Genomic DNA, 17,635 nt, shown 5'->3' on the forward strand with positions numbered 1-17,635 from the left:
CCCGGGGGCGTTCCGCCGTCCGGGATCTACCCTGGACCCCATGAACACGAACCGCGGACCCGCCCCCAGGGGCCTGGTGGCCGGGCTCCCCGACTGGGACCGCTGCGCGGTCATGGGCGTCGTCAACGTCACCCCCGACTCCTTCTCCGACGGCGGCCGCTGGTTCGACACCACCGCCGCCGTCAAGCGCGGCCTCGACCTCGTCGCCCAGGGCGCCGACCTCGTGGACGTCGGCGGCGAGTCCACCCGCCCCGGCGCCACCCGCGTCGACGCCGAAGAAGAACTCCGCCGGGTCGTCCCCGTCGTCCGCGGCCTCGCCTCCGAAGGCGTCGCCGTCTCCGTCGACACCATGCGCGCCACCGTCGCCGAACAGGCCGTCGCGGCCGGCGCCCGCCTCGTCAACGACGTCAGCGGCGGCCTCGCCGACCCCCGCATGATCCCCGCCGTCGCCGCCACCGACGTCCCCTTCGTCGTCATGCACTGGCGCGGGTTCAGCGACAACATGAACAGCCTCGCCGTCTACGACGACGTCCTCGGCGAGGTCACCGCCGAGCTCCGCGCCCGCATCGACGCCGTCGTCTCCGGCGGCATCGCCCCCGAGCGGATCGTCGTCGACCCGGGCCTGGGCTTCGCCAAGAACGCCGAACACGACCTGGCCCTCGTCGCCCGCCTCCCCGAGCTGCGCGCCCTCGGCTTCCCCCTCCTCGTCGCCGCCTCGCGCAAGCGCTTCCTCGGCCGCGTCCTGGCCGGCACCGCCGACGCCGCCCCGCCGCCCGCCCGCGAACGGGACGCCGCCACGGCCGCCGTCTCGGCCATCGCCGCCCACCAGGGTGCGTGGGCCGTACGGGTGCACGAGGTACGGGCGACCGCCGACGCGGTTCGGGTGGCCCGCGCCGTGGAAGGGGCTCTGTGACCCGCCGGGCCGACCGGACCGCGCCGACCGAGCGGACGGAGCGGACCGGCGACCGGACGCACAGGGAAGGGGAACGGTGAGCCTTACCGACATCGAAGCCGTCGAAGAGGTCAACGCGGCCTTCTACGAGGCCATGGAGCGGGGGGACTTCGACGCACTGTCGGCGCTCTGGCTCGAGGACGAGATCTCCTGTGTCCACCCCGGCTGGCCCGTGCTCTCCGGCCGGGGCGAGGTGCTGCGCTCGTACGCGCTGATCATGTCGCACACCGAGTACATCCAGTTCTTCCTCACCGACACCAAGGTGACCCTCATAGGCGACACCGCCCTGGTCACCTGCACCGAGAACATCCTCAGCGGGGGCCCCGCCGAGGAGGCCGGGGAACTCGGTCCGCTCGTCGGCCAGCTGGTGGTCGCCACGAATGTGTTCCGACGCACACCGGAGGGCTGGCGCCTCTGGTCCCACCACGGTTCTCCGGTGCTCACGGACTCCGATGACGAGGAGGAAGAGGCCTCCGACTGACCCCAAGGGCGGGGGCGGACGTCTGTCGCAGGTAAATTCGAAGGTGGACGACGCCGACCGCACTCGGCGTAGGCCCAAGGCCCCGGGGAGTCCCGGGACCGGAAGCACCTACGAAAGCAGGAGTGATTCGCGTGGATCGTGTCGCGCTGCGCGGCCTCAAGGCTCGCGGGCACCACGGCGTCTTCCCCCGGGAACGCGAAGAAGGCCAGACCTTCATCGTCGACCTCGTGCTGCACCTGGACACCCGCCCGGCGGCCGCCGGGGACGACCTGGCCAAGACCGTGCACTACGGGGTCGTGGCCGAGGAGGTCGTCGACGTCGTCCAGGGCGAGCCCGTGGACCTGATCGAGACCCTGGCCGAGCGGATCGCCCAGCAGTGCCTCAAGCACGAAGCCGTGGCCCAGGTGGAGGTCGTCGTCCACAAGCCGGACGCGCCGATCACCGTGCCCTTCGACGACGTGACCATCACGATCACCCGGAGCCGCGTGTGAACAACGGACAGAACGCCCAGAGCGACCCCACGGTCCAGCCCGTCCCCGCGTCCGTCGTCGAGGCGGTCGACGCGGCCGACGTCACCCTCTCCAACCCCAAATGGGCCGTGATCGCGCTCGGCGCGAACCTGGGCAACCGGCTGGAGACCCTCCAGGGCGCCATCGACGCCCTCGGCGACACCCCCGGCCTGCGGGTCAAGGCCGTCTCCCCGGTCTACGAGACCGAGCCCTGGGGCGTCGAGCCGGGCTCGCAGCCCTCGTACCTCAACGCGGTCATCGCCCTGAAGACCACCCTCCCGCCGTCCTCGCTCCTGGAGCGGGCGCACGCCGTCGAGGAGGCCTTCGACCGGGTCCGCGAGGAGCGCTGGGGGCCGCGCACCATCGACGTGGACATCGTCGCCTACGCGGACGTGGTCTCCGACGACCCCGTCCTCACCCTCCCGCACCCGCGGGCGCACCTGCGGGCCTTCGTCCTGGCCCCCTGGAACGACATCGCCCCCGAGGCCCGGCTCCCCGGCCGCGGCCCCGTCGCCGGCCTGCTGGCCGCGATCGGCATGAGCGGGGTCACGCCGCGGAGCGACCTGGAACTCCGTCTCCCGGAATAGCCGTTAGCGTGTTCAGGTAGCCGACACCGCACGGAACAGGGGACGGGCAACGTGAAGCAACTGAGGCCGGCGGTCCTGGCGGGCATCTTCGTGATCGCCGGGGTGCTGTCCTGGGCGGGCGCCCGCCTGTGGAACGCCTACGGCACCCTGCCGGGCGTCCCGCTGGCCGCGCCGATCGTGCTGGCGGTCATCGCGGTGGTGCTGTTCGCCACGGCCCTGTCCCTGCGCGCCCGCCTGAAGGCCCAGCGCGAGCGCCGCCCGGGGGCCAAGGGCGTGGAGCCGCTGATGGCGGCCCGCGCGGTGGTCTTCGGCCAGGCCAGCGCCCTGGTGGCCGCCCTGGTCGCCGGCATGTACGGCGGCGTCGGCGTCTTCCTCCTGACGGACTCCCTGGACGTCCCGGCCCGCCGCGACCAGACCTGGTACGCGGGCGGCTCGGTCCTGGCGGGCGCCGCGGTCGTCGCGGCGGCCCTCTTCCTGGAACACGTCCTGAAACTCCCGGAAGACGAAGACCCCGGCAAGGCCCACGCGACGGCCTGATGCGCCTCGCCCCAGGGCTAACGCGGCCAGGGCGTCCGCACGAGGTGACCGTTCACGAGGAACGTCGGGTGGGGGTCGAGGCGGAAGCGGTAGACCACGGACGGCTTCCTGCTCGGCACCCGCTCCGTGACCGCGCCGACCCCCACCCATGTGGACTCTTCGAGGTCAACCGGATGCGCCTCCGGCCGGAACGTACCCCTCGTCGGCCAGCTGTCGGCGACCACGAGATGTGACGCCGCTCCGTTGGTGCACGGCGTGAAGCGCGCGCCGATGACCTCGGAGAGCTCCACGAACGTGCCGTCGGAACACGTCGCCCCGATCAGGTAGCCGAGCTGGTATCCCGGCACGATGGAAAGCCGTTCCCGACAGAGCTTCCGTGCGTGCGCCCAGGCGACCACCGTGCCAGTGGCATCGCGCGCATGGGTCCAGCCGTCGGGAGTGCTCAGGAGCTGGTCCGGGCCCGCCGCGAAGGTGGCGTGGTCCGTGGTCACATCGACTACGGAGCGGGTCTTGGCCGCCTCCACGGCAGTGACCACCGTCTGGCTCGTGCGGCCGTCGCGCAGCGTCCACAACCGGTGGCCCGGCCGCACGTCGCACGCCCGCAATCGCCCTCCCACGGCATTGACGGTCTGCTTGCTCGGTAACCCCCAAAGCATCGGTCCCCCTCCATCGGTTCGCGGAGGGGGACCGTAGCGGGCAGCACTGACAATCCGGCTAGCGCGCCATGATCAGACTCATGGCCTCGCCCCGCGTCGCGGGGTCGCGGAGCTGACCGCGGACCGCGGAGGTGGTCGTCTTGGCACCGGGCTTGCGTATGCCCCGGACCGACATGCACATGTGCTCGGCCTCGATGACCACGATCGCGCCGCGCGCCTCCAAGATCTCCATCAGGGAGTCGGCGACCTGCGTGGTGAGACGCTCCTGCACCTGCGGGCGGCGCGCGAAGACGTCCACGAGACGGGCCAGCTTGGACAGCCCGGTGATCTTCCCGCTCTCGGCCGGGATGTAGCCGACATGGGCCACGCCGTGGAACGGCAACAGGTGATGTTCGCACAGAGATACGATTTCAATGTCCTTCACGAGGACCAGCTCGTCGTGTCCCAGGTCGAAGACCGTCGTGAGGACGTCCTCGGGCTTCTGCCGCAGGCCGGCCAGGATCTCCCTGTACGCCCGCGCCACGCGCGCCGGGGTCTCCATGAGGCCCTCGCGGTCCGGGTCCTCGCCGACCGCGATCAGGAGCTCGCGGACCGCCGCCTCGGCGCGCTTCTCGTCGAACTCGCCGATCGTGCCCTCGTCACCGGTCAGGGTCACTGGGTCGGTCATCTCATCCTCGTTCCTGTGTGCGCGGGCGGCGTACAAAAGTGCCGCGCCCCCCAGGCTAGAACCTGGGGGGCGCGGCATCCATTCCGGACCTGATCAGACCTCCGGGCGGTCCTCCGGGGAGGGCTCGGGGGACTTCTCCACCGACACGGCGGTCTGGGCCGAGGCCGAGGTGCCGTTGGCGGCGTTCGTCAGCTGGAGCTCCTTGGGAGAGAGCACCGGCGGACGGGTGGAGGGGGTGCGGCGGGCCGAGCCGGTCCACGCCGGGCGGGCCGGGCGCTTGACGATCGTGGAGAAGATCTCGGCGATCTCCTCCTTGCCCAGCGTCTCCTTCTCCAGGAGGGCGAGGACGAGGTTGTCCAGGACGTCCCGGTTCTCGACCAGGATCTCCCAGGCCTCGTTGTGCGCGGTCTCGATGAGCTTCTTGACCTCTTCGTCGACCAGCGCCGCGACCTCTTCCGAGTAGTCCCGCGGGTGCGACATCTCGCGGCCCAGGAACGGCTCGGTGTTGTCGCCGCCGAACTTGATCGCGCCGAGGCGCTCGGTCATGCCGTACTGGGTGACCATCGCGCGGGCCGTCGCCGTGGCCTTCTCGATGTCGTTCGCGGCGCCCGTGGTCGGGTCGTGGAAGACCAGTTCCTCGGCCGCGCGGCCGCCCAGCATGTACGCGAGCTGGTCGAGCATCTCGTTGCGGGTGGTCGAGTACTTGTCCTCGTCGGGCAGGACCATGGTGTAGCCCAGGGCCCGGCCGCGGGACAGGATCGTGATCTTGTGCACCGGGTCGGAGTTCGGGGAGGCCGCCGCGACCAGGGCGTGTCCGCCCTCATGGTACGCGGTGATCTTCTTCTCCTTGTCGGACATGATCCGGGTCCGCTTCTGCGGGCCCGCCACGACGCGGTCGATCGCCTCGTCCAGCATGTGGTTGTCGATCAGCTTGCGGTCCGAGCGGGCCGTCAGGAGCGCGGCCTCGTTCAGGACGTTGGACAGATCGGCACCCGTGAAGCCGGGGGTGCGGCGGGCGACGGCCGAGAGGTCGACGTCCGGTGCGACCGGCTTGCCCTTCTGGTGGACCTTGAGGATCTCCAGACGGCCCTGCATGTCCGGGCGGTCGACCGCGATCTGCCGGTCGAAGCGGCCCGGGCGCAGCAGCGCCGGGTCGAGGATGTCGGGGCGGTTCGTGGCGGCGATCAGGATGACGCCGCCCTTCACGTCGAAGCCGTCCATCTCGACGAGCAGCTGGTTGAGGGTCTGCTCGCGCTCGTCGTGGCCGCCGCCGAGGCCCGCGCCGCGGTGCCGGCCGACGGCGTCGATCTCGTCGACGAAGACGATGGCCGGGGCGTTCGCCTTGGCCTGCTCGAACAGGTCGCGCACGCGCGAGGCGCCGACGCCGACGAACATCTCGACGAAGTCGGAACCGGAGATCGAGTAGAACGGCACGCCGGCCTCGCCCGCGACGGCACGCGCGAGCAGGGTCTTGCCGGTTCCGGGCGGGCCGTAGAGCAGCACACCCTTGGGGATCTTGGCGCCGACGGCCTGGAACTTCGCCGGCTCCTGCAGGAACTCCTTGATCTCATGGAGTTCCTCGACGGCCTCGTCCGCGCCCGCGACGTCGGCGAACGTCGTCTTCGGGGTGTCCTTGGTGATGAGCTTCGCCTTGGACTTGCCGAAGTTCATGACCCGGGAGCCGCCGCCCTGCATCTGGTTCATCAGGAACAGGAAGACGACGACGATGAGGACGAAGGGCAGGAGCGAGAGCAGCACGCTCAGGAACGGGCTGGTCTTGTCCGGCGTGACGGAGTAGCCGTCCGGGATCTGACCGGCTTCGTACTTGGTCTGGAGGTTCTGGGCGAGCTGGACGCCCTGGTCCCCGATGTAGTTGGCCTGGAACTTGGTGCCGCTGTTGTTGTCGAGCTTCTGGCCCTTCTTCAGCTCGATCTTGATCATCTGGCTGTCGCCGGTGGTCAGCTTGGCGCTGTCGACCTGGCCACTGTTGATCGCCTTGATGACCTCGCTGGTCTCCACCGACTTGTAGCCGCCGCCGGAGCCGACGACGTTCATCAACACGACCACGGCGAGGACGGCCAGCACGATCCACATGACCGGCCCACGGAAGTATCGCTTCACGTCCATCCATACGGGGTGCCGGGCACCCCGTCCCTCCTGCCCGTAGGTAAATGCTGCTGTGAGTAAAGACTGTTCTTCGGAATGTACCCCTGTATTGTCACCCGCCGCCCCGTGGGACGGCCGACAGGTCCGCCTTCTCCTCCAACGGCGGGAATCGCCCCCGGGTTCCCCCCGGGGGCGATTGCGGTGACGAAGGGGGTTCAGCCGCCGTAGACGTGCGGGGCGAGCGTCCCGACGAACGGCAGGTTGCGGTACTTCTCCGCGTAGTCGAGGCCGTAGCCGACGACGAACTCGTTGGGGATGTCGAAGCCGACCCACTCGACGTCGATGGCGACCTTGGCGGCCTCGGGCTTGCGCAGCAGCGTGACGACCTTGAGGGAGGCCGGCTGGCGGGAGCCCAGGTTCGACAGCAGCCAGGACAGGGTCAGGCCGGAGTCGATGATGTCCTCGACGATCAGGACGTGCTTGTCCTTGATGTCGGTGTCCAGGTCCTTGAGGATCCGCACCACGCCCGAGGACTGGGTTCCGGCACCGTACGAGGACACCGCCATCCAGTCCATGGTGAGCGGGGTGGACAAGGCGCGCGCCAGGTCCGCCATCACCATCACGGCGCCCTTGAGCACACCGACGATGAGCAGGTCCTTGCCCGCGTACTCCGCGTCGATCTTCGCGGCCAGCTCGGCCAGCTTCGCGTCGATCTCTTCCTTGGTGATGAGCACCGACTGGAGGTCGTTGCCCATGTCCTTCTCGTCCACCCGCATCACTTTCGTTGTCGGCCGGGGCTCCGGAGGTCGTCCCCGGAGGACTCAGCCGTGTCTCAGCACCAATCAGCCCTGCCGGATGACAAGTCTGCCACCCTGCCGCTGGGCCTCGACGCGGCCGGGCAGGTTGATGGCCCCCTGACCGCGCCATCCGGTGATGAGCCGGTCGACTTCCTCGATGTGGCGGGCGAAGAGGGAGCCGGCCGGGGACCCCGCCGCGACCACGGCACGGCGCAGCACGCGGCGGCGCACGGCGGGCGGCAGGGCGTACAGCTTGGCGCACTCCAGGCGGCCGTCGGCGTCGGTCACGCCGGCCTCGGCGTCGGCCGCCCAGGCGTCGAGGGCGTCGGCGTCGTCGCGGGAGAGCTGGGCGGTGCGGGCGAGCGCTTCCACGACCCCTTTGCCGAGCGCCTTCTCCAGGGCGGGCAGTCCCTCGTGGCGCAGCCGGGAGCGGGTGTAGGCGGGGTCGATGTTGTGCGGGTCGTCCCAGACGGGGAGGGACTGGACCATGCAGGCCTTGCGGGCGGTCTGCCGGTCGATGTGGAGGAAGGGGCGGCGATAGCGCCTGGTGCGGCCGGGGCCTCCGGAGACTTCGGCCATGCCGGACAGGGAGCGGATGCCGGAGCCGCGGGCGAGGCCCAGCAGGACGGTTTCCGCCTGGTCGTCGCGGGTGTGGCCGAGCAGCACGGCGGCGGCGCCGAGCCGGTCGGCGGCCTCGTCGAGGGCGGCGTAGCGGGCGTCGCGGGCGGCGGCCTCGGGTCCGCCGTCGCGGCCGACGCGCACGGCGACGGACTCCACCGGGTCGAGGCGGAGCGCGGTCATGCGGCTGACGACCTCCGCGGCGCGCAGGTCGGAGCCGGGCTGGAGGCCGTGGTCGATGGTGATTCCGCCGGCCCGGATGCCGAGCTTGGGGGCTTCGAAGGCGAGGGCGGAGGCGAGCGCCATGGAGTCGGCGCCGCCGGAGCAGGCGACGAGGACGAGCGGCGGGGTCGCGGCCGCACGGCCCGTGGGGTCGGTCAGGTCGGTGAGGACGTCGTGGAGTACGCGGCGGACCGCCAGGCGTATCGCCGCGACCGCAGGATGGGGACCCATGTCCGGTGCCCTTCGTGGAGTTCGGATGCTCGGAGGCTTCGGGGTGTAGCTCGCGCGGAGTGGTCACTCAGAGTGCGTCGATGGTGACAGAAGCGAGCCGTTCCCCGAGCATCGCACGCCCTGCAACGGCTCACGGTCCCTCGGAAGGGTGATGCTGCTTCCCCCAGTGGGACATGTTTACGCCTCCCGAGTCACCCCTCTTCGCGCCCCGCGCTCCCCTTGCGGTGCACGCGCGCCACCCAGTCCGAGGGCTTGGCGATCTCCGACTTGGTCGGCAGCGTGTTGGGGGAGGTCCACACGCGGTTGAAGCCGTCCATCCCGACCTCGCCGACGACGGCGCGCACGAACCGCTCGCCGTCGCGGTACTGGCGGAGCTTGGCGTCGAGGCCGAGGAGCTTGCGCAGGGCGGCGTCCAGGCGGCCGGCGCCGGTGGCGCGGCGCTGCTGGAACTTCTCGCGGATCTCGGCGACGGAGGGGACCACGTCGGGGCCGACGCCGTCCATGACGAAGTCGGCGTGGCCTTCCAGCAGGGACATGACGGCGGTGAGCCGGCCGAGCACCTCGCGCTGCAGGGGGCTCTGGACGAGTTCGACGAAGGAGTGGGCCTCGTCGCCGCGCTCGCCGTCGGGGCGGGCTCCCGCGAAGGACTGGACGGCTTCGCGCAGCCGTTCCAGGAGGGCTCCGGGGTCCATCTCGGTGGCGCCGAGGAAGGCCTGGATCTCTGCCTCCAGGTGGGCGCGCAGCCACGGGACGGCGGTGAACTGGGTGCGGTGCGTCTCCTCGTGCAGGCAGACCCAGAGCCGGAAGTCGTGCGGGCTGACCTCCAGCTCGCGCTCCACGTGGACGATGTTGGGGGCGACGAGCAGCAGCCGGCCGCCGGTGGCGGGGTCGCCGGGCAGGTCGGTGGCGGCCGGCGCGAAGGTCTCGTACTGGCCGAGGACGCGGGAGGCCAGGAAGCTGAGCAGCATGCCGAGCTCGACGCCGGTGACCTTGCCGCCGACGGCTCCGAGGACGGCGCCTCCCGGGGCGGTGCCGCGGCGGTCCTGCATCTTGGCCAGGAGCGGGCCGAGCAGTTCGCGGAAGCCCGCGACGTTGGCCCGGACCCAGCCGGCCCGGTCGACGACGAGGACGGGGGTGTCGGGCCGGGGGGCGCCCTCGGGCATCATCCGGGTGAACGCGCGCACGTGCTCCTCGGAGGTCCTCGCGTGCCGGCGGAGTTCCGCCACCACGGCCCGGGCCTCGTCGCGGCTGACCTCCGGACCCGGCCGTACGAGCCGGGTCGCGGTCGCCACCGCGAGGTTCCAGTCGACCATCTCCGCACCACCGATGCTCGTCATGCGTCAACGGTACGTGGACCGGCGCCCCGGCGGATCCCCCCGGCGCCCGTCGTCGGGTGTCGTGGGGCGGGCGGGGCTGCGGTGGCGGGCCCTGGGGTCAGGGGGTGGAGGCGACGGCGGCGGCCAGCTTGTCGAGGCCCTTTTCGGCGGCGGAGCCGTCGGTGGCGTTCGCGGTGAGGAAGGCGAAGGCCAGGAGGCGACCGGACGGGGCGACGACGGTGCCGGCGAGGGAGTTCACGCCGGTCAGGGTGCCGGTCTTGGCCCGGAGCAGGCCCGCGGCCGGGGAGGTGCCGGCGTTGCGGGTGCGCAGGGTGCCGGTGAAGCCGGCGACGGGCAGTCCGGTGAGGACGGGCCGCAGCTCCGGGTGCTGGGGGTCGGCGGCCTTGGCGAGGAGGCCCGCCAGGAGGCGGGCGCTGACCTTGTCGGCCCGGTTGAGGCCGCTGCCGTCGGCGAAGCGGGTGCCGGTGAGGTCGACGCCGAGGGAGCCGAGCCGCTGGGAGACGGCCTGCTCGGCGCCCTCGAAGCTGGCGGGCTTGCCGGTGGCGAGGGCGGTCTGGCGGGCGAGGGCCTCGGCGATGTCGTTGTCGCTGTTGGTCAGCATCCGTTCGACGAGCCCGGCGAGGGGGGTGGAGAGGGTGGTGGCCAGTGGGCGGGCGTCGGCGGCGGGCTTGGCGGGGGCCGCTTCGCCGGTCACCTTGATGCCCCGGTCGCGCAGCAGGGCGGCGAAGGCGCGGGCGGTGTCCTTGGAGGGGTCCTCGCTGCGTTCGACGGGTCCGGCGGTGGAGTCGTCGGGGCGGCCCTCGTCGGCGGTGAGGGCGGTGACGGGCGCGAGGTTGTCGTTGCGGCCGATGGGGTGGCGGACGGGGCCCGAGTAGAGGGTGTCGTCGTAGCCGAGGGTGACGGTGTCGGTGCCGGCGGCCTTGAGCGCCCGGGCGGTGTCGGCGGCGAGGGCGACGAGGCTGCCGCCGGAGCCGGCCGGGCTCTTCTTCTTGGCCGTGAGGGACGGGTCGCCGCCGCCGACGAGGACGATCTGGCCGGCGCCGGGGCCGGGGACCACGGTGGTGCGGATGCGGTGTTCGGGTCCGAGGGCGGCCAGCGCGGCGCCGGCGGTGGCGATCTTGACGGTGGAGGCGGGGGTCATGGGTTCGGCCGCCCCGGATTCGTACAGCACGGCGCCCGTGGCGGCGTCGACCACGGCGGCGCCGCGCACGGTCCCGAGCGCGGGGTCGGCCAGGAGCGGCCCGAGGGCGCCGGCGAGGGCGGAGGACGCGTCGGCGGTGCGCGGGGCGATGCCCTGGAGCACGCCGGGGGCGCTCGGTGCGGCCTGCGGGAGGGGTCCGGCCGCGTGATCTGCGCCACCCGTCGCGCTCCAGGAGGCGGCCCTGTCCCGCTCGGCCTTACGCTGGCCGGAGTCCCAAGGACCGGCGGCGGCCACGGCCACCGCCGACAGGGCGAGGCCGGCGACGGCCGACCCCGCGATGAGCTGCCACGTCTTGACCAATGGCACCTCGGACCAGCCCCTTTCGCGATCACACATATGCGTGAGGGACACTTAACCACTGCGTCTTGCCGCGAGCATGGCACCCCACCCCAGGGATGGGCCGGACGCGCACGCAGTTGAATCAAATGCCGTCTCGAAGCAGTCAAGCTTCGGCACCGGGCCGGAGCTGATCATGGAGGAGCAGGACGTGGAGTTCGACGTCACCATCGAGATCCCCAAGGGTTCGCGGAACAAGTACGAGGTGGACCACGAGACCGGCCGGATCCGTCTGGACCGTCGCCTCTTCACCTCGACCAGCTACCCGACGGACTACGGCTTCGTCGAGAACACCCTCGGCGAGGACGGCGACCCGCTGGACGCGCTGGTCATCCTGGACGAGCCCACCTTCCCGGGCTGCCTGATCAAGTGCCGCGCGATCGGCATGTTCCGCATGACGGACGAGGCGGGCGGCGACGACAAGCTGCTGTGCGTGCCGGCCTCCGACCCGCGCGTCGAGCACCTGCGCGACATCCACCACATCTCGGAGTTCGACCGCCTGGAGATCCAGCACTTCTTCGAGGTCTACAAGGACCTGGAGCCGGGCAAGTCGGTCGAGGGCGCCAACTGGGTGGGCCGCGCCGAGGCCGAGGCCGAGATCGAGGCCTCGTACAAGCGCCTCGAGGCCCAGGGCGGCCACCACTGAGCTCCGCTCGGTGAACGCTGGAGCCTGACAGCGGGCGGCATCCTCCACGGGTGCCGTCCGCTTCCGCGTTTCCGGGTCCTCGCGGCGGCCTGTCTCGCCACGGAGGAAACGATTCCGCATACTGATACCGCCAGGTGATCAAGGGTGGGAGGATGCGTGGCGGAGGCCGAAGGGCCCGGTCCCGAAGACCGGAAGCCGAAGTCCGACGAGGCGCACAGCGCCTTCACCCCGCCGCCCGGGATGGAACCGGAGCTCCCCGACGAGGACCAGGCCACGTCGGAGTTCGCCCTCCCCGAGGGCCTGGCGCCGCCGTCCGCCGGGCCGGAGGGCTCCGGCTTCGGCGCTCCGGCCACCTACAGCGCCCAGCACGCCCCGCCCGCGCACACCCCGGCCCCCCTGCCGTCCTTCCCCGCCTCCTCCCCCTGGCAGGACCGCATGCGCACGATGCTGCGCATGCCGGTGGACGTCCGCCCGGTCCCGGAGGCGGCGCAGCGGCAGAGCGAGTCCGGCCCCGCCGTGGGCCGCGTCCTCGACCTCACCCTGCGCATCGGGGAGCTGCTCCTGGCCGGCGGCGAGGGCGCCGAGGACGTGGAGGCCGCGATGTTCGCCGTGGCCCGCTCCTACGGCCTCGACCGCGCCGAGCCGACCGTCACGTTCACCATGCTGTCGATCACCCACCAGCCCTCCCTGGTCGGCAACCCGGTCTCCGCGAGCCGCACCGTGCGGCGCCGCGGCACCGACTACACCCGGCTCTCCGCCGTCTTCCGGCTGGTCGACGACATCAGCGCGCCCGACGTGGAGATCTCCCTGGAGGAGGCCTACCGCCGCCTGGCCGTGATCCGCCGCAACCGCCACCCCTACCCCACCTGGGTGCTCACCGCCGCCGCCGGGCTGCTCGCGGGGGCCGCGTCCATCCTGGTCGGCGGCGGGGTGACGGTGTTCTTCTGCGCCGCCCTCGGTGCCGTCCTCGGCGACCGGCTGGCCTGGTACTTCGCCGATCGCGGGCTGCCGGAGTTCTACCAGTTCGTGGTGGCGGCGATGCCGCCGGCCGCGATCGGGGTGGCCCTGAAGCTCGCCGAGATCGACGTGCGCGCCTCCGCCGTGATCACCGGCGGGCTGTTCGCCCTGCTGCCCGGACGGGCCCTGGTGGCGGCCGTGCAGGACGGCCTGACCGGCTTCTACATCACCGCGTCCGCCCGGCTGCTGGAAGTGATGTACCTCTTCATCGGGATCATCATCGGCGTCCTCGTGGTGATCTACGTGGGCCTCCAGTTCGGCGCCTCCCCGAACCCGGACGAGGTGCTCCAGATCCCCCACCGGCCGCTGCTGCAGACCCTCGCCTCGATGGTGCTGGTGTTCACGTTCGCGATCCTGCTCCAGCAGGAACGTTCCACGGTGTGGATCGTGACCCTGAACGGCGGGGTCGCCTGGGTCACCTTCGGCGCGCTGCGGGCCGCCGACCTGCCGCCGGTCCCGTCCACGGCGATCGCCGCCGGGCTGGTCGGCCTGTTCGGGCAGCTCTTCTCCCGGTACCGGTACGCGTCCGCGCTCCCGTACGTGACGGCCGCCATCGGCCCGCTGCTGCCGGGCTCGGCGACGTACTTCGGACTGCTGTCGATCGCCGAGAACCGGCTGGACAAGGGGCTGGGCTCGCTCACCAACGCCGCCGCGATCGCACTCGCGATCGCGATCGGGGTGAACCTGGGCTCCGAGGGCTCGCGGCTGTTCATGCGGATCCCGGGGGCGCGCAGCGCCGCCAAGCGCCGGGCGGCGGCCAAGCGGACCCGCGGCTTCTGAGGCTCCCCCTGGGCCGACGGGTATCCCCCGGACGCGTCCGGACGTGCCCGGGCGGGCCTGGACGCCCGGGACCCCGGACGGACGTCCGGACACGCCTGTGCCCCGGAGACGGGGCGTCTCCGGGGCACACAGGACCTCGCAGGGGGGCGCGGCGCGCGCCCGCAGGTCAGCGCTTGGCGTGCCGGCCGCGCTGGCCGGGGGCCGGCGGCGGCTCCTCCATCGGGTAGCCGGGCTGCGCCGGGGCGGCCGCGGCGGCCTTCTTGCCCTTGCGGGCCTTCAGCACCTCGAAGATCACCGGGATCACGGAGATCAGCACGATGACGATGAAGATCGCCTCGATGTTGTTCTTGATGACATCGAAGCGGCCGAGCTGGTAGCCGAGGACGGTGACGCCCGCGCCCCAGGCGATGCCGCCGATGACGTTGTACGTGAGGAAGACCCGGTACTTCATCGCGCCGGCGCCCGCGACCATCGGGGCGAAGGTGCGGATGATGGGCACGAAGCGGGCGAGCACGATGGCCTTGGGGCCGTGCTTCGCCATGAAGTCGTGCGCCGCGTCCAGGTTCTCCCGCTTGAACACCTTGCTGTTCGGGCGGTTGAACAGCTTCGGGCCGAAGAACTTGCCGATCAGGTAGCCCACCTGGTCACCGATGATCGCGGAGGCCGCGATCATCGTGCACACGAGCCACAGCGGCTCCTTGATGCTGCCGCTGGCCGTGAAGAGGCCCGCCGTGAACAGCAGGGAGTCACCAGGCAGGAAGGCGAAGAGGCCCGATTCCGCGAAGACGACGATCAGGATGCCGATCAGGCCGTACTCCCCGATCAGGTAGTCCGGGGACAGCCACGCGGGGCCGAGGGCAAGCGTGTAGAGGGGTTCCACGTTTCCGGGCTCTCCTGGATCAGCAGGGACGTCTGCGGTGGGGGACGCGACGATGCAGGCGGTCTCAATTATGAACGCACACCGCCCCCACCGGGTTCCAGGGACCGGAGGGGGCGGTACCGGTGAGGTTCCGGCTACGCCTTGCGCACGGCGTTGGCGGTGATCGAGTCCCGCAGGTGCTCGGCCACCCCCTCGCCCATACCGTCGTAGAACGCCTTGAACCGCTCGTCGGCGACGTACATCTCGCCCAGGCAGACGTGCATCTCGTATCCGCACTCGTAGTACCGGTCGCAGATGTGCCGCCGGTGCTCCTCGGCCATGTCCATGGCCGCCTCGCCGTCGGCGGGCTCGCCCGCCGCCACCAGGGCCGCGTACCGGGCACCCCAGTCGGCGACCTCGCCCTGGATCCGCTGCCAGTCGGCCTTGGTGTACGCGGCCGCCCGGCGCTGCGACTCGGCGTAGGCCTCGGTGCCGCCCCAGCGGCGCTCGGCCTCCTCCGCGTACTGCTCCGGGTCCTTGTCCCCGAACACCTCGAACCTCTCCTCGGGCGTGAGGTTGATGCCCATCTTCTTCGCCTCCATGGCGTGCTCCACGGCCTTGGCCATCTGCTGGAGCCGGGCGATCCGGTCGGTCAGGAGGGCGTGCTGCCGGCGCAGGTGCTCCCTCGGGTCCGAACTCGGGTCGTCCAGCAGGACCGCGACCTCGTCGAGCGGGAAGCCGAGCTCCCGGTAGAACAGGATCCGCTGCAGCCGGTCCAGGTCGGCGTCGTCGTAACGCCGGTGGCCCGCGCCGCTGCGGCCGCTCGGGGAGAGCAGGCCGATCTCGTCGTAGTGGTGCAGGGTGCGCACCGTCACTCCGGCGAAACCGGCGACCTGGCCCACGGAGTAGCCCATCGCTTCCGCTCCTTCGGTTGGGTACGCCCTCGACTGTGCTTCCTCACGCCGCGTGAGGTGCAAGCCCGGTTTTCGGGGAGGCGGGCTCAGCCCATGGCCTTCGTGCCGTCCAGGGTCTCGCGGATGATGTCCGCGTGGCCCGCGTGCCGGGCGAACTCGCGGACCAGGTGCAGCAGCATCCAGCGCATCGAGACCGTGGCGTTCTCGGGGAACCAGGGGGCCGGCGGCAGCGGGAAGTCGTCGTCCAGGCTCGGGACCGACTCGATGAAGCCGTTCGTCTGCTCCTTGACCGTGTCCCAGAACGCGAGGGCGGACTCCAGGGTCTCCCCCTCGGTCAGCCGGAAGCCCTCGTGCCAGTCCTCGGGCGCCCGCCGGTGTTCGTTCGGCTTCTGCTGGGCCATGCGGAGCCAGTTGAGCTCGACCTCGGCCACGTGCTTGATCAGCCCGGCCAGGGACAGCTCGCTCGCGGTGGGCCGGCTCGCGGTCTGCTCGGGCGTGAGCCCGGCCGCGGCCCGGCGCAGCGCCTCGCGCTGGTCCTCGACGAAGAGGAGCAGGGTGGCGCGCTCGTCTCCCGCGACTTCCTGGGTGGGGTGTGCCATGACCGACCGCCTTTTCCGTAGTGGTGCGGGGTCTCCCCCGCTGACATCCACCACGCTACGAGCCCTTGCGGTCAGGTTCTGTCCTTGATCGGGGACCTAGAACGGGAAAGTCGTCCGGCCGTGCTGCACGGAGATCCACTTCTGGGTGGTGAAGGCCTCCACGGTGGCCTCTCCGCCCAGCCGGCCCAGTCCCGAGGCCTTCTCGCCGCCGAAGGCGGTCAGCGGCTCGTCGCCGATGGTGGAGTCGTTGACGTGGATCATCCCGGTCTCGATCCGCTGCGCGAAGCGGACCCCGCGCTCGACGTCACGGGTGTGCACCGCGCCGCTGAGCCCGTACGGGGTGGCGTTGGCCAGGCGCACGGCCTCCTCCTCCCCGTCGAAGACCACCAGCAGGGCGACGGGGCCGAAGATCTCCTGCCCCAGCAGCGGGGAGTCCTCGGGGAGGCCGGCCAGGACGGTCGGCTCGACCAGGTTGCCGCGCGTAGAGCCCCGTACGAGGGCCGTGGCCCCGGACTCGACGGCGCGGTCCACGAGGGCGGTCAGGGCGTCGGCCTGGAAGGAGTTGATCAGGGGGCCGATGTGGGTGTCGGCCTCGCGCGGGTCGCCGGTCTTCAGGGCCCGGACCCGGGCGGTGAACTTCTCGGTGAACTCCCCGGCCACGGCGGCGTCGACGAGGATCCGGTTGGCGGCCATGCAGACCTGGCCCTGGAAGACGAAACGGCTGAAGACAGCCGCGTCGACCGCGTAGTCGACGTCGGCGTCGTCGAGGACGACCAGGGCGCTGTTTCCGCTGAGCTCCAGGACGGTCCGCTTGAAGTGGCGGGCGGCGACCGCGCCGACGTGCCGGCCGGTGCGGTCGGAGCCGGCGAAGGAGATGACCTTCGGGACGGGGTGGGTGAGGATCGCGTCGCCGATCTCGGCGATGTCCGTGACCAGGACGTTCAGCAGGCCGGCGGGCAGGCCCGCGTCCTCGAAGATCTTGGCGATGATCCCGCCGCCGGAGACCGGGGCGTTCTGGTTGGGCTTGATGACCACGGCGTTGCCGAGGGCCAGCGCCGGGGCGACCGACTTCAGGGTCACCAGGAGCGGGAAGTTGAAGGGGCTGATCACGGCGACGACGCCGACGGGCAGGCGCTGGACGCGGTTCTCCTTGCCCGTGACCGTCGAGGGCAGGATGCGGCCCTCGGGGCGGACGGCCAGCCGGATCGCCTCGCGCAGGAACTCCATCGCGAGGTGGACCTCGTACTCGGCCTTGGGACGGGTCCCGCCGAGCTCGTCGATCATCGCCTCGACGATCTCCTTCTGGCGCTCCTCGGTGATCCGGAGGGCGCGCTCCAGGACGGTGCGTCTCGCGTAGGGGCTGGTGGCGGCCCAGTCCCGCTGGGCCCGCTCGGCCGCCCGGTAGGCCCGGTCGACCTGCTCGACGGTGGCCACGGTGACGGCCGCCAGCTTCTCCCCGTTGTAGGGGTTGACGTCGATGATGTCCCACGAACCGGTGCCGGCCAGCCATTCGCCGTCTATGTACTGGTGAGCCAGGTCGGTGAATATGGACATGCCATCCCTTACTGCGAGCGCGCACCCCT

The 17,635-nt window shown here is 71.5% G+C and carries 18 protein-coding genes; 7 read left to right on the forward strand and 11 right to left on the reverse strand.

The features are described from left to right. Nucleotides 1-40 precede the first annotated feature (40 nt). The 5 genes from folP (at nucleotide 41) to B4U46_RS16005 (ending at nucleotide 3,066) form a co-directional block, all read left to right on the forward strand. Nucleotides 41-913 (forward strand): dihydropteroate synthase, encoded by an 873-nt coding sequence (folP, locus tag B4U46_RS15985; RefSeq protein ID WP_079428077.1) that lies wholly within the window; start codon nucleotides 41-43, stop codon nucleotides 911-913. Nucleotides 914-1,046: 133 nt separating this feature from the next. Next, on the forward strand, nucleotides 1,047-1,433 hold the full coding sequence (locus B4U46_RS15990) for a nuclear transport factor 2 family protein (RefSeq protein ID WP_237293330.1): 387 nt from the start codon (nucleotides 1,047-1,049) through the stop codon (nucleotides 1,431-1,433). Nucleotides 1,434-1,564: 131 nt separating this feature from the next. Then, nucleotides 1,565-1,924 (forward strand): dihydroneopterin aldolase, encoded by a 360-nt coding sequence (gene folB / locus B4U46_RS15995; protein ID WP_042809414.1) that lies wholly within the window; start codon nucleotides 1,565-1,567, stop codon nucleotides 1,922-1,924. Continuing rightward, nucleotides 1,921-2,529 carry a 2-amino-4-hydroxy-6-hydroxymethyldihydropteridine diphosphokinase gene (gene folK / locus B4U46_RS16000; RefSeq protein WP_079428081.1) on the forward strand — a complete coding sequence of 203 codons (609 nt, stop codon included), beginning with the start codon at nucleotides 1,921-1,923 and terminating at the stop codon, nucleotides 2,527-2,529. Before folB ends, folK begins: the two co-directional genes overlap by 4 nt. Nucleotides 2,530-2,580: 51 nt before the next feature. Beyond that, nucleotides 2,581-3,066 carry a DUF3180 domain-containing protein gene (locus B4U46_RS16005; RefSeq protein WP_079428083.1) on the forward strand — a complete coding sequence of 162 codons (486 nt, stop codon included), beginning with the start codon at nucleotides 2,581-2,583 and terminating at the stop codon, nucleotides 3,064-3,066. A gap of 17 nt (nucleotides 3,067-3,083) precedes the next feature. Here B4U46_RS16005 and B4U46_RS16010 read toward each other — a convergent pair whose 3' ends face one another. The 7 genes from B4U46_RS16010 to dacB form a co-directional block, all read right to left on the reverse strand. Beyond that, the gene (locus B4U46_RS16010) at nucleotides 3,084-3,722 is read right to left on the reverse strand and encodes a hypothetical protein (protein ID WP_237292899.1); all 639 of its coding nucleotides are present in this window, start codon (nucleotides 3,720-3,722) and stop codon (nucleotides 3,084-3,086) included. A gap of 58 nt (nucleotides 3,723-3,780) precedes the next feature. Continuing rightward, complete coding sequence (gene folE, locus B4U46_RS16015; protein WP_079428085.1) at nucleotides 3,781-4,389, reverse strand: GTP cyclohydrolase I FolE; 609 nt, start codon at nucleotides 4,387-4,389, stop codon at nucleotides 3,781-3,783. A 93-nt stretch (nucleotides 4,390-4,482) separates the two neighbouring features. Further along, nucleotides 4,483-6,516 (reverse strand): ATP-dependent zinc metalloprotease FtsH, encoded by a 2,034-nt coding sequence (gene ftsH, locus B4U46_RS16020; protein ID WP_079428087.1) that lies wholly within the window; start codon nucleotides 6,514-6,516, stop codon nucleotides 4,483-4,485. Nucleotides 6,517-6,710: 194 nt separating this feature from the next. Further along, on the reverse strand, nucleotides 6,711-7,271 hold the full coding sequence (gene hpt / locus B4U46_RS16025) for a hypoxanthine phosphoribosyltransferase (protein WP_007264874.1): 561 nt from the start codon (nucleotides 7,269-7,271) through the stop codon (nucleotides 6,711-6,713). Nucleotides 7,272-7,337: 66 nt separating this feature from the next. Then, nucleotides 7,338-8,363 (reverse strand): tRNA lysidine(34) synthetase TilS, encoded by a 1,026-nt coding sequence (tilS, locus tag B4U46_RS16030; protein ID WP_079428089.1) that lies wholly within the window; start codon nucleotides 8,361-8,363, stop codon nucleotides 7,338-7,340. Nucleotides 8,364-8,554: 191 nt separating this feature from the next. Beyond that, nucleotides 8,555-9,700, reverse strand: a complete 1,146-nt coding sequence (locus B4U46_RS16035; protein WP_079428091.1) for a zinc-dependent metalloprotease — start codon at nucleotides 9,698-9,700, stop codon at nucleotides 8,555-8,557. 97 nt (nucleotides 9,701-9,797) lie between these two features. Then, a complete protein-coding gene (gene dacB, locus B4U46_RS16040) occupies nucleotides 9,798-11,237 on the reverse strand; it encodes a D-alanyl-D-alanine carboxypeptidase/D-alanyl-D-alanine-endopeptidase (RefSeq protein ID WP_079428093.1) in 1,440 nt (479 codons plus the stop codon). 151 nt (nucleotides 11,238-11,388) lie between these two features. On the opposite strand from dacB, the gene B4U46_RS16045 reads away from it, so the two are divergent. Together B4U46_RS16045 and B4U46_RS16050 are read left to right on the forward strand one after the other, a co-directional pair. Next, nucleotides 11,389-11,883, forward strand: coding sequence for an inorganic diphosphatase (locus B4U46_RS16045; protein ID WP_079431792.1), 495 nt, complete (start codon nucleotides 11,389-11,391; stop codon nucleotides 11,881-11,883). 156 nt (nucleotides 11,884-12,039) lie between these two features. Beyond that, nucleotides 12,040-13,680, forward strand: coding sequence for a threonine/serine ThrE exporter family protein (locus B4U46_RS16050; protein ID WP_185117293.1), 1,641 nt, complete (start codon nucleotides 12,040-12,042; stop codon nucleotides 13,678-13,680). Between the two features lie 166 nt (nucleotides 13,681-13,846). Here the strand turns inward: B4U46_RS16050 and B4U46_RS16055 are convergent, their stop codons facing one another. From B4U46_RS16055 to B4U46_RS16070, 4 genes are all read right to left on the reverse strand, one after another. Further along, entirely contained in the window at nucleotides 13,847-14,560 is a 714-nt protein-coding gene (locus B4U46_RS16055; RefSeq protein ID WP_079428094.1) for a VTT domain-containing protein, read from the reverse strand. 134 nt (nucleotides 14,561-14,694) lie between these two features. Then, a complete protein-coding gene (locus B4U46_RS16060) occupies nucleotides 14,695-15,453 on the reverse strand; it encodes a MerR family transcriptional regulator (protein WP_079428096.1) in 759 nt (252 codons plus the stop codon). Nucleotides 15,454-15,539: 86 nt separating this feature from the next. Beyond that, complete coding sequence (locus B4U46_RS16065; RefSeq protein WP_079428098.1) at nucleotides 15,540-16,052, reverse strand: DinB family protein; 513 nt, start codon at nucleotides 16,050-16,052, stop codon at nucleotides 15,540-15,542. A 96-nt stretch (nucleotides 16,053-16,148) separates the two neighbouring features. Further along, nucleotides 16,149-17,606, reverse strand: coding sequence for an aldehyde dehydrogenase family protein (locus tag B4U46_RS16070; protein WP_079428100.1), 1,458 nt, complete (start codon nucleotides 17,604-17,606; stop codon nucleotides 16,149-16,151). Between the last annotated feature and the right edge of the window lie 29 nt (nucleotides 17,607-17,635).

The sequence above is a fragment of the Streptomyces katrae genome (assembly GCF_002028425.1).
Lineage (GTDB): Bacteria > Actinomycetota > Actinomycetes > Streptomycetales > Streptomycetaceae > Streptomyces > Streptomyces katrae_A.

What these genes read in the sequence shown, in the direction of transcription:
- folP (WP_079428077.1), top strand. Translation starts at nt 41, where the DNA reads ATGAACACGAACCGCGGACCCGCCCCCAGGGGCCTGGTGGCCGGGCTC.
- B4U46_RS15990 (WP_237293330.1), top strand. Translation starts at nt 1,047, where the DNA reads ATGGAGCGGGGGGACTTCGACGCACTGTCGGCGCTCTGGCTCGAGGAC.
- B4U46_RS16010 (WP_237292899.1), bottom strand. Translation starts at nt 3,722, where the DNA reads ATGCTTTGGGGGTTACCGAGCAAGCAGACCGTCAATGCCGTGGGAGGG.
- folE (WP_079428085.1), bottom strand. Translation starts at nt 4,389, where the DNA reads ATGACCGACCCAGTGACCCTGACCGGTGACGAGGGCACGATCGGCGAG.
- ftsH (WP_079428087.1), bottom strand. Translation starts at nt 6,516, where the DNA reads ATGGACGTGAAGCGATACTTCCGTGGGCCGGTCATGTGGATCGTGCTG.
- hpt (WP_007264874.1), bottom strand. Translation starts at nt 7,271, where the DNA reads ATGCGGGTGGACGAGAAGGACATGGGCAACGACCTCCAGTCGGTGCTC.
- tilS (WP_079428089.1), bottom strand. Translation starts at nt 8,363, where the DNA reads ATGGGTCCCCATCCTGCGGTCGCGGCGATACGCCTGGCGGTCCGCCGC.
- B4U46_RS16035 (WP_079428091.1), bottom strand. Translation starts at nt 9,700, where the DNA reads ATGACGAGCATCGGTGGTGCGGAGATGGTCGACTGGAACCTCGCGGTG.
- dacB (WP_079428093.1), bottom strand. Translation starts at nt 11,237, where the DNA reads ATGTGTGATCGCGAAAGGGGCTGGTCCGAGGTGCCATTGGTCAAGACG.
- B4U46_RS16060 (WP_079428096.1), bottom strand. Translation starts at nt 15,453, where the DNA reads ATGGGCTACTCCGTGGGCCAGGTCGCCGGTTTCGCCGGAGTGACGGTG.
- B4U46_RS16065 (WP_079428098.1), bottom strand. Translation starts at nt 16,052, where the DNA reads ATGGCACACCCCACCCAGGAAGTCGCGGGAGACGAGCGCGCCACCCTG.
- B4U46_RS16070 (WP_079428100.1), bottom strand. Translation starts at nt 17,606, where the DNA reads ATGTCCATATTCACCGACCTGGCTCACCAGTACATAGACGGCGAATGG.